This window comes from Methylobacterium sp. WL119, assembly GCF_008039875.1.
Taxonomy (GTDB): domain Bacteria; phylum Pseudomonadota; class Alphaproteobacteria; order Rhizobiales; family Beijerinckiaceae; genus Methylobacterium.
The window spans coordinates 1-8,616 of sequence record NZ_VRUU01000149.1; the positions used below are offsets into that span (position 1 = coordinate 1).

10 protein-coding genes and 1 pseudogene are annotated in these 8,616 nt (G+C 56.9%); 3 read left to right on the top strand and 8 right to left on the bottom strand.

The features are described from left to right. The 3 genes and pseudogenes from FV227_RS26730 to FV227_RS26740 all read right to left on the bottom strand — a co-directional run. Positions 1-608: glycosyltransferase family 4 protein (locus FV227_RS26730; RefSeq protein ID WP_147860300.1), on the bottom strand; the 608-nt coding region annotated here is incomplete at its 3' end. Positions 609-905: 297 nt separating this feature from the next. After that, a pseudogene (locus FV227_RS26735) lies at positions 906-1,834 on the bottom strand (IS3 family transposase); the annotation flags it as partial. A 91-nt stretch (positions 1,835-1,925) separates the two neighbouring features. Then, positions 1,926-2,219, bottom strand: coding sequence for a hypothetical protein (locus FV227_RS26740; protein ID WP_246686688.1), 294 nt, complete (start codon positions 2,217-2,219; stop codon positions 1,926-1,928). A gap of 208 nt (positions 2,220-2,427) precedes the next feature. Here FV227_RS26740 and FV227_RS26745 point away from each other — a divergent pair, with 208 nt between their 5' ends. Further along, the gene (locus FV227_RS26745) at positions 2,428-3,540 is read left to right on the top strand and encodes a hypothetical protein (RefSeq protein ID WP_147860301.1); all 1,113 of its coding nucleotides are present in this window, start codon (positions 2,428-2,430) and stop codon (positions 3,538-3,540) included. 48 nt (positions 3,541-3,588) lie between these two features. On the opposite strand, the gene FV227_RS26750 is transcribed toward FV227_RS26745, so the two are convergent. Further along, positions 3,589-3,882, bottom strand: a complete 294-nt coding sequence (locus tag FV227_RS26750; RefSeq protein ID WP_147860302.1) for a hypothetical protein — start codon at positions 3,880-3,882, stop codon at positions 3,589-3,591. 347 nt (positions 3,883-4,229) lie between these two features. On the opposite strand from FV227_RS26750, the gene FV227_RS26755 reads away from it, so the two are divergent. Together FV227_RS26755 and FV227_RS26760 are read left to right on the top strand one after the other, a co-directional pair. Next, on the top strand, positions 4,230-5,024 hold the full coding sequence (locus FV227_RS26755) for a hypothetical protein (RefSeq protein ID WP_147860303.1): 795 nt from the start codon (positions 4,230-4,232) through the stop codon (positions 5,022-5,024). A gap of 166 nt (positions 5,025-5,190) precedes the next feature. Beyond that, positions 5,191-6,018 (top strand): hypothetical protein, encoded by an 828-nt coding sequence (locus FV227_RS26760; protein WP_147860304.1) that lies wholly within the window; start codon positions 5,191-5,193, stop codon positions 6,016-6,018. Positions 6,019-6,634: 616 nt separating this feature from the next. On the opposite strand, the gene FV227_RS30155 is transcribed toward FV227_RS26760, so the two are convergent. The 4 genes from FV227_RS30155 to FV227_RS26775 form a co-directional block, all read right to left on the bottom strand. Further along, positions 6,635-7,459, bottom strand: a complete 825-nt coding sequence (locus FV227_RS30155) for a hypothetical protein (protein WP_246687904.1) — start codon at positions 7,457-7,459, stop codon at positions 6,635-6,637. Between the two features lie 132 nt (positions 7,460-7,591). Further along, complete coding sequence (locus tag FV227_RS30160; RefSeq protein ID WP_187276722.1) at positions 7,592-7,729, bottom strand: hypothetical protein; 138 nt, start codon at positions 7,727-7,729, stop codon at positions 7,592-7,594. 137 nt (positions 7,730-7,866) lie between these two features. Beyond that, positions 7,867-8,145, bottom strand: coding sequence for a hypothetical protein (locus tag FV227_RS30165; RefSeq protein ID WP_246687905.1), 279 nt, complete (start codon positions 8,143-8,145; stop codon positions 7,867-7,869). A gap of 118 nt (positions 8,146-8,263) precedes the next feature. Next, entirely contained in the window at positions 8,264-8,554 is a 291-nt protein-coding gene (locus tag FV227_RS26775) for a DUF3768 domain-containing protein (RefSeq protein ID WP_147860305.1), read from the bottom strand. Between the last annotated feature and the right edge of the window lie 62 nt (positions 8,555-8,616).

Below are 8,616 nucleotides of genomic sequence, written 5' to 3' on the forward strand. Positions count from 1 at the left end.
CCGGTAAAGTATTTCGATAAAATTATAAAAGCATTTATTAAATCTATGACTCCTTTGCGCGGATGAAGACCGCCAACAAAAAGAATGGACGGGGATTTTTTAATTGCGGAAGCTCCGATTGGACCTGTACAGCGCGGGGTGCCTATGGTTCCGTTTAGAACAGTGCGAAGGCGACTTTTCGGAATTCCCCTTCGCTCCATAGATTGTGCAACTGCTCCGCTTACTGCAATTATACGCTTACCCACGCCCATTAAAATAGCTTCTCTGTTAAACTCATTATGAATAGTTGTAATCAATGGTGTTTTGTTTAGCTTACAGGCCGGAACGCTCAATATGGCACTCAGCACCATATGAGCATGAACAATATCAAATTGCTTGACTATTTTTATTAATTTCCACGAAGCTTTTAATATCGAAAATGGGTGGCGATTAAGCTTTAGTTCAATGTGCATAACGGAGTTTTTTTCGAGGATGTTGCTGAAATCTCCTCCGCTGCTAGCAATTGTTACCTCATGTCCTGAGACTCTTTGTGCACAGGCAAGATCGATCGCGGCATGAACGTGTCCGTTACTTTTGTACGTATGATTTAAAACATGAAGTATTCGCATTAGATTGTCCTGTCAGGATTTTCAGAGCGCCATTTGAACATAAAAACTTTAGTCGTGTTTAAATAGTTGATTATATTTAATAATTATAAAATATCAGAGTTTATGTATTTAAAATTATTGCGTAGACTAGATAAAAATCAGCGCCACACGTAACTGACAGAATATGCATCTTATTATCTTAGGTCCATGTAGAGTTAAAAGGGAGTGGGTTAGTTGCTAGATCTGTGCAGAACAAGAATGCACCGTGGGTGTCGGCACGGTACTGATCGGCCCCCATGAGGTGGTCCAAGGGTGAAGTTAGTGCACGGTGGGCCGCTCCGCCACGAGTAGCTTGGCCGGCGGAGCTGGGCGGGCGAGCGCAGCCGGCCAAGCGGAGAAGGCTGGCATGAACACCTCCGGTGCCGGGGGCCGGTATCCCAGAGAGGCATGTGGGCGCACGCCGTTGTAGTGACGTCGCCAGCTTTCGATGACGACCTGCGCTTCCCTGAGTGTGTAGAAGATCTCGCCGTTCAGGAGTTCGTCGCGAAGCCGTGCGTTGAAGCTTTCGACGTAGCCATTCTCCCACGGTGAGCCTGGCGTGATGTAGGCCGTCTTTGCTCCGACGCCGGTGATCCAAGCTTGGACGGCCTTCGCAACGAACTCCGGGCCGTTATCCGAACGGACATGGCTCGGTACGCCACGCAGGATGAACAGATCCGAGAGCACGTCGATGACGTCGGCTGCCTTCAGCTTGCGGGCGACTCGGATCGCCAGGCATTCATGCGTGAACTCGCTGCGCGGCCCTTCGGTTCGTCGACCACGTTGAGCATCCGGATCTTGCGTCCATCATGCGTGCGCGCCTCGACGAAGTCGTACGACCACACGTGATTGGGGTGTTCCGGGCGAAGACGGACGCAGGAGCCGTCGTTGTCCCAGATCCGCCCCCGCTTGGGCTGCTTAGCTGGGACCTTCAGACCCTCACGCCGCCAAATGCGCTCGACGCGCTTGTCGTTGACCGACCATCCGGCCGCCTTCAGCAATGCGCTGATCTTGCGGTAGCCATAGCGTCCGTACTTCTCGGCCAACGCTACGAGATCGGCCGTCAGCGCCTCTTCATCATCGTGGCCCCACGGTACCTTGCGCTGTGTCGAGCGATGCTGTCCGAGCGCCCGACAGGCGCGGCGCTCGGAGACGGTCATCGTCCGCATGATGTGCTCGACACAGGCGCGTCGGCGCGCAGGGCTCAGATGGGGTATTCGGGGTGCGTCGCGCGGTGGAAGCGGCATGATGGTGCTCCGAACCAACCTCGGAGCCCTGCCATGGACCAGCAGCGAGCCTTCATGCCTTGTCCTCGTTCAGGCGTTCGAAGAGTGCCGCCAATTCCTCGTCAGCAACATCCCAGGTCGTATCGCTCGGAAACCCATAGGAGACCGACGCGCTGTCCGACCGGCGGATGATGTACCAAGCCGTGTGGCCGGACCGCGGCGGCACCTTCCATTCCGCAGTTTCGGCAAGCGTCTCACGGCATTGGCGATACTCCCGACCCGGATTGGCCTTGAACCACTGACGATCAAGGTCGGTCGCTAGCATCGGCGGTTCCCCGTTGTGTGAAGTCAGGTCGATGAGGATCATCGGCACACCTCCCGAGCCGCAAATCCGATACCGTCGAGCACGGCCAGGATCGCGTTGGCCATGGCGGCGGAGAGGCTGAGGGAGTGACGGGCGGCCTGACAGGCGACGACGGCATCCGCGGCTTCTGTCGATGGTTCGACTTGGTAATGGACCTTGGTACAATATCAACCGACGGTCCGAGTGTAGGTTTATGATCGAAGGTTCCACGATGAGCGAGTCCGACGCAGAGCCCCGGACGGCAAGGCTGGATACCTCACGGCGTCGGCGTTTGCGCGAAAACTGGAAGACTCAACCGTCACAGATCCCGCTACGTCCCTTTATCGATTATGCTTGGGACAACTACGACCCTAAAGCTGTTGTAAGCCATTTGATGGATGCTGACCGCAGCTTCTACCGTCATAAGTCTATATTGCACGAAGGTTTTTGTGCCTGGGTAGCGTGTCCCAGCCACAATAAATTATGCCACGATGGTATGGTGTACCGCATCGCTAAGGCGGTTGAGGATGCGGAAGCACCTTGGCGAGAGAAAGCCAGCACCTTTAGTAAGCTGGTTGGCGAGACGGTTGGAAGGACAATTAGGGCGGACCGACGCTTCTTCGAAGAAGCTTACTATTCTATTGGCGGACCGACCCGAATTTTGCGATCAATGTCACGCGTGACTTTCAAAAGGACGCTGCTTGAGCATGCTACCGACATGCTTGAGGCGGTACACCTCATGGCATTGCACCATTATCACCTTACACATCTGCAAGATAAAAAGACCTACCATGTGCCCAGCAAAGATGCGGGAGCAGCACTTGTCAAAAAAGCGTTTGGTTCTCCCGTTAGTCGGTTGTTCGTAGAGGAATTGAGGGTTAAGGATACAGCAAATCCGCCCGGCAAACGAGAACCAGACGGGAAAATTTTAAAGCAATACAAGCTTCGCGGTGACACAAGTATCATCGCATCATGGCATCTGTCGCGACCTGCTGTCGCCTACGCCTACGCCGCCGCCTCCATCGAGATGGATAATGGCCGGACGCTGCTGCATGAAATTATCAGCTGTAGATCAACTCGGACGAAGCACCGGCATCTGATGCAGGAGTGGTGCGGGCGAGCGCGCTACGTCGTCGAGGAAATCATTGAGCGGTGTCATCAGGAACGTGAACCGTTTGAGTATCGGGCTCAGGTTCCAAACGTCGAGCCAATTCCGTTTGAACCACCCCGCCTGTTCCCTTTTGTATCGGACATCATTAGGGAGGGATACACCAACGAGCCTATCAAGCAACAAGAAAAGCTGAAAAAACAGGTGACTGGGTTTCGAGAGAAATATATGCCATAATGTTCGACCACAGATTTCTCAAAATTATTATGCTATCAAGACATAGAACTACCAGCTCAAGCGGTCAAGACTAGACAGCAGCCGCACAAGGTCTTCGAAGTCAACGAATGGACCCGCCGTGGTTTGATCACGTCGATTAAATAGGTACGAAGCAGCTTGTAATTGCGACCTGGTGCCGAACGGCAGATCTAGCGCGGCGGCAACTTCGACGTGTCGAGCCTCGTGCGCTGACCACGCGTAGATTTTGCCATTGGGTGCCCGCAACGCACGCACGTCTCCATCGGGTGCATCGGCTAGCAGACGGACGAGATCGTCTCGGGTCGGATCGGTCACGAGGCGCATGACGTACTCCTACAGGAGATTCGACTATCGGGCCAGCGACGCATGGGTCTGAGCCTTAGAGTCCGTATCAGGCTTCAGCACGCTTCTCGAATAGCCGCCATCCTGGCCACTCAACCCCGGCAAGCATTATCGGACGGGTTCTTACCGAAAGGCTGCCCGAGCTGTGCCCGGGTTGGTAACCCGGGAAGCGACACGGCAAGTGTTGGATAACATAAGTGTCATCAAAAAATTTTGATGAGTTCCGCCGTTCGCAAAGCTCCAGTAAACCATTTCTTGCCGGCCGGCACTCCTAACAAAAAAACCAAAAGTTTCGTATCGAAACTTTTATTATTAAGAGAGGTTTCTACATGTCTGACGATTTTGACCCGCAAGACTTTGACGGAGCGCGCCGTAATCCTCATAAATTCATGAAGAATTTGAACCAAAATATTCGCGAAGTAGAAAAGGGATATCATGCAGTAGTCCGAGACCGTACCGCAGCAACACTTGCCTTGACCCTTGTTGCCATTGAAAAATATAAAGTTTTCGATGGCTGGCGTCAGGATATATGCTTCAAAAATAAATCCAAGATCCTATCTCTTACGGAGGAAGATTTTCAGCCGCTTGTCCCCTACGTTGTTATCTGGTTGAGCTGTTATAAAACCGAAATCCTTCCTAGCACTCGCTCCAAATTGCTGACAATTATTAAAGATCTTGTTCTGATGGAGGTCAAACCGGAGGAGGGCGCCGAATTCATCAAAGTTCAAGGTGGTTTCGAGGCGGTGTATCAGGCTGCCAAGGAAAGGCGAGCGGCAAAGAAAGGCCTGGCCGAGGACGTTTCCCGGCTTGCGAAAAGCGGCATGCAGGACAAGGCCGATGGCAAGAAGGCTCGAATTAGTGAAGGGGTACAGCTCGGTCGAGCGAAGCGCAGCAGTGAAGGGGCAAGCGTCCAGGGCCATGCAGAGGACCCCCACGGTAGCCAGCTCTGGATTGATCTTGATGATGACGTGCTTCCCGATTTCAGTATTCACGCCGAGGATGACGAGATCCGCCTACTGAAAGTTCGCTGTGATGGTAAGCGCGGTCGCAAGAGCCCCATGATCTGGACCCTGTTAGGTTATGAGATTTTAGACGAATCAAACTCCGATGACGATGATATCTAGTGCTTGTTTATTTAAGAAAATAAAATCTTAAATATCGAAAAAATGGCCCCAAGTAGTGAAATTACTTGGGGTCGTTGCTTTACAATGCTTGTATATACGACTGTACAATTGATAGTCACCGCACTAGCATGTGGTAAAGTATAGCCATGTCCACATTGATATGGTGATGACCGTGATACCTAGCCCAGCATTCACCCCCTTTCTAATGCGTGAGCATAACCAAGCTGCTCATCTTATTAAGAGTTTGAGAGGGTACTATCAAAAGGAATACGCCGAACCCGAACGGGAAGTGCGTCGCCTTCAGCGGAACCTCGCTCACAAGCTTGCGGCTCACAATCCCTACGCGCGCGAGTATTGGATGCGAGAGTGGGGTGGCCGATTGTGTCACCGGCTCGGTGCTGCGGCGCCAGACTGGGAGCCAAGGCAGCCGGTTTTTTTCATCACCCTCATCGACGAACAGCAAATCGTCTACCCCGCGGGGATAGAGCGTGGCTGGCGCCCGAACCCGGGGATCAACGGCATCCGCCGTATCTATCGCCGAGCGCTGCGGGGCTTCGATCATTTCGGAATGCTCGACCCCACCCTCTACGTCTCGACGCAGCGCGTGAAAGGGGTGCCGCGCTTCATTCTTTGGCACGCTCACGCTCTCGTCTGGAACACTTCGGTCGCGGATCTCGATGCCTGGGCGAAGGACCTGCGACCAATGATGCGTGCCTACCTCCCCTACGCAACCGGGGTAGATCATTGCCCCGTCCGACCCAATGGGTTGCGTCAGCTGATTTGGTACATTTCGAAAACACCCCGCAAACAGTACCAACTCTTCAAACGAGATACGAATTCACTGCAGCAGTATGACGGGCCGATAAACGGCGTCAACTCGGTTCGCCTCTATTCCGAAATGCGCAATATGAAGCTACCTCAGCTATCGTTTGCTGCTGGTGAAGGGCGGATAATAATTCGCACAACTATCAAAGCTACATGTGACTGGTATTAGAGTCGTACGTTACCGAAACCAGCTGATTTGCGACTCCAGTAAATACATCTCACCGGTGGAAGTAGCCACTGGATGAGGACCTACCATGAAGATGAAATTCTACGGACCCCCTGAGGACTTAGTGAGATATGTTGATGCGTGCGGTCGCGAGGGATTTTGGAGCTACCATAGCGGCAATAGATTCTATCGGTTTCTCACGATCAGTGGTGAGATCCTCGATTGGTGGCCAAACACGGGCACGCTGTCGTTTCGGGGCAAGCCGGGGCCGCTCAAGCATCGCCTTCACGCCGAACTTTCCCGCTCCACGCAGTCGGTGGTGATGCCGCTGAATGCTGGAGGTACGAGGACTTTGGCGACGATGCGCTCGAAGGCGCAACCCCGCAGTCGGGACCGCCGCCTAAGCAATCTGGGCTAGACAGCTCGGCCGATGCCAGGTCGAAAAATATAGTCGGACGGGGTCGCTCCCCGCCCGGCTTTTTTTGTGCCTAATCCGCCCTTTTTAATCGCGTTGCTGCGCACGGCGTGCCTTGTTCGCTCCGCCACGCTGGACGCCGGGATCGACCTAGTGGAGGGGGCCGGGGGAGTAGGACGGTCACAGCACCCGCCCTGATCTCCATCAGAAGCCCAACACGTTCACGAGGATGCTGCCGCCGCGTGCATACAGCCGCCACACGATGGCGCGTTCGCCCGAGTTCAAGACGGCGGTCCCGGTGCAGAGGCGATCGCGCTTGTCCGCGTCGAAGCTCAGTTCCCGGATCTCATCGAGGGCGAGCAGCTTGCGATTGACCTGCCGGTTGTCATCGGCGCCCTCGATCGCCCGGCGGACGAGGTCCCGGGTGGAGCGGGCATCGCAGGTCGGGAAACCGGTCGAACCGCGTGGCCAGATGAACCAGACAACGAGGAGCAGAGCCGGCGCCTTCCACCACCAGCCGGTCCAGCGGGTCTTCGGCCTACGCGGCTCCCTGAGCCGCCGTTTCTGGTCCTCATAGTCGGCATCGTGGAGGGCACCGCGCCGGTGCAACTCGGCTAGCCGCTCGAAGGGATCTACCTCCGGCTTTGGGCCTTCTCCCGCGGCCCAGCGCCGCTCGATGTCGGCGACGATGAGCGGGATGGCCTCCTTCGTCTGCACATCGCCATAGGCCATCCGAAACTGCTCGACGGCCGCTGGCCCGAGCTCGGCCAGCCGCTCGACCGCCGCCTTGATCTCGGGATCGTAGGCGGCCAGCGACGCCCAGCGGTTGCGAAACGCCTCGGTATCACCGGGGCGCTGCTGCGACTTGGCAAAGGCCAAGGCGATGAGGGCGGGCGCAAAAAAGAAGCACGTGGCGGCCCAACTTCGCTTGTTGAGGCCTTTGCGCTTGGCGAGATCCCAGGCGGCAACGCCGGCGACCACTGCGATCCCGAGGATCGGCCATAGCGATAGTCCGTCAGTCTCGTCCATGACGTGTTTCCAATCCTGATTGTCGATGATGGGTGGTTCGGTCTGTCTCGGTCGCGACGTTGCTGACCGAGGCCGACGTCCCGGGCCGGTGCCGCTGCGACCCGGGCGTAAGCGGGCGCCGTGGCGGCATGGTCACAAGCCCGACCCGCCACGATCGGAGAGGCCCCTGAGATCCACGAGGATCAGCCGAAGCTCGCGCCACGGCGATGTCGTCTCTGCATGGGAGCCGGGTTCGCGTGTGCTGAGCAGGACGACGAGCTTCAGCACCATCGCGTCGAGGGTCCTGCGGGGGTCGTGAGCAGCCCGTCGGCCAGGTCGAGCACGGCGGCATCAAGGACCGCCTCTTGCCCCTGGGCGGTGGTTAGGCCGGCTTGATCGGCCGCCTCGGCCCATCGCCGCTGCCGACGCTACAGCACCCGCTGCAGCCGCCGATGACGACCGGATGGGACGACGCGTGCGATGGTCCCGGAGTCGCCGGCATAGCGATGCGACCCATCCCAATCGGGCGGCAACGGCACCCGCGGGTAGTCCATCTGTCCGAGGAGTGTCGCCTCAAGGCGGTCGCAGCACGCCAGCGCGGCCTCGTGCCGGTCGACGAGCGCCTGAAATTCCGCAAACAAGCGCGGTATCGGATCAACGACGGGGTCGAGGGAGGCCGCTTTCGATGAGGGCTGCTCGGGCCCCACCGCCTCCTTCCTCAGTGCCGGCAGTCCCCCCAGGAGAGCGAGTAGGCGCCGGCGGGTCGGTGATCCCCGGGCTAGTGGCTGAGCCGCGTTGGGCAAGGCATCTTCGAGCCAGTCCACCTCAATACTCCCGCGCGAGCAGGATGGTGAGGACACGATCACCGTCGAAACAGTCGATCTTCCAGAGGACGCGCTCGCCGGCGGCTTCCACCGCGCCGAAATCCCGCTCGCCGTGCGGATCGTTGTCGGGCTCGAAGCGGTCAAAGGCGGCGATGGCGTCGAGGATGATCTGCTGCCGCTCACGGCCGAGCGCGACGACCCCGGCCGTGAGGACGAGAGTGCCGCCGGACAGCGAGCGGCGCAGGATGTCGTTGAGCGCAGCAACGCGCCCGACGTCGAGGAGGTCGGTCATGCATAGCCTCGGAGGATGAGAAGGGGGTCTGGCGCGGCGGACGCGCAGGGTCGCCGCAGGGT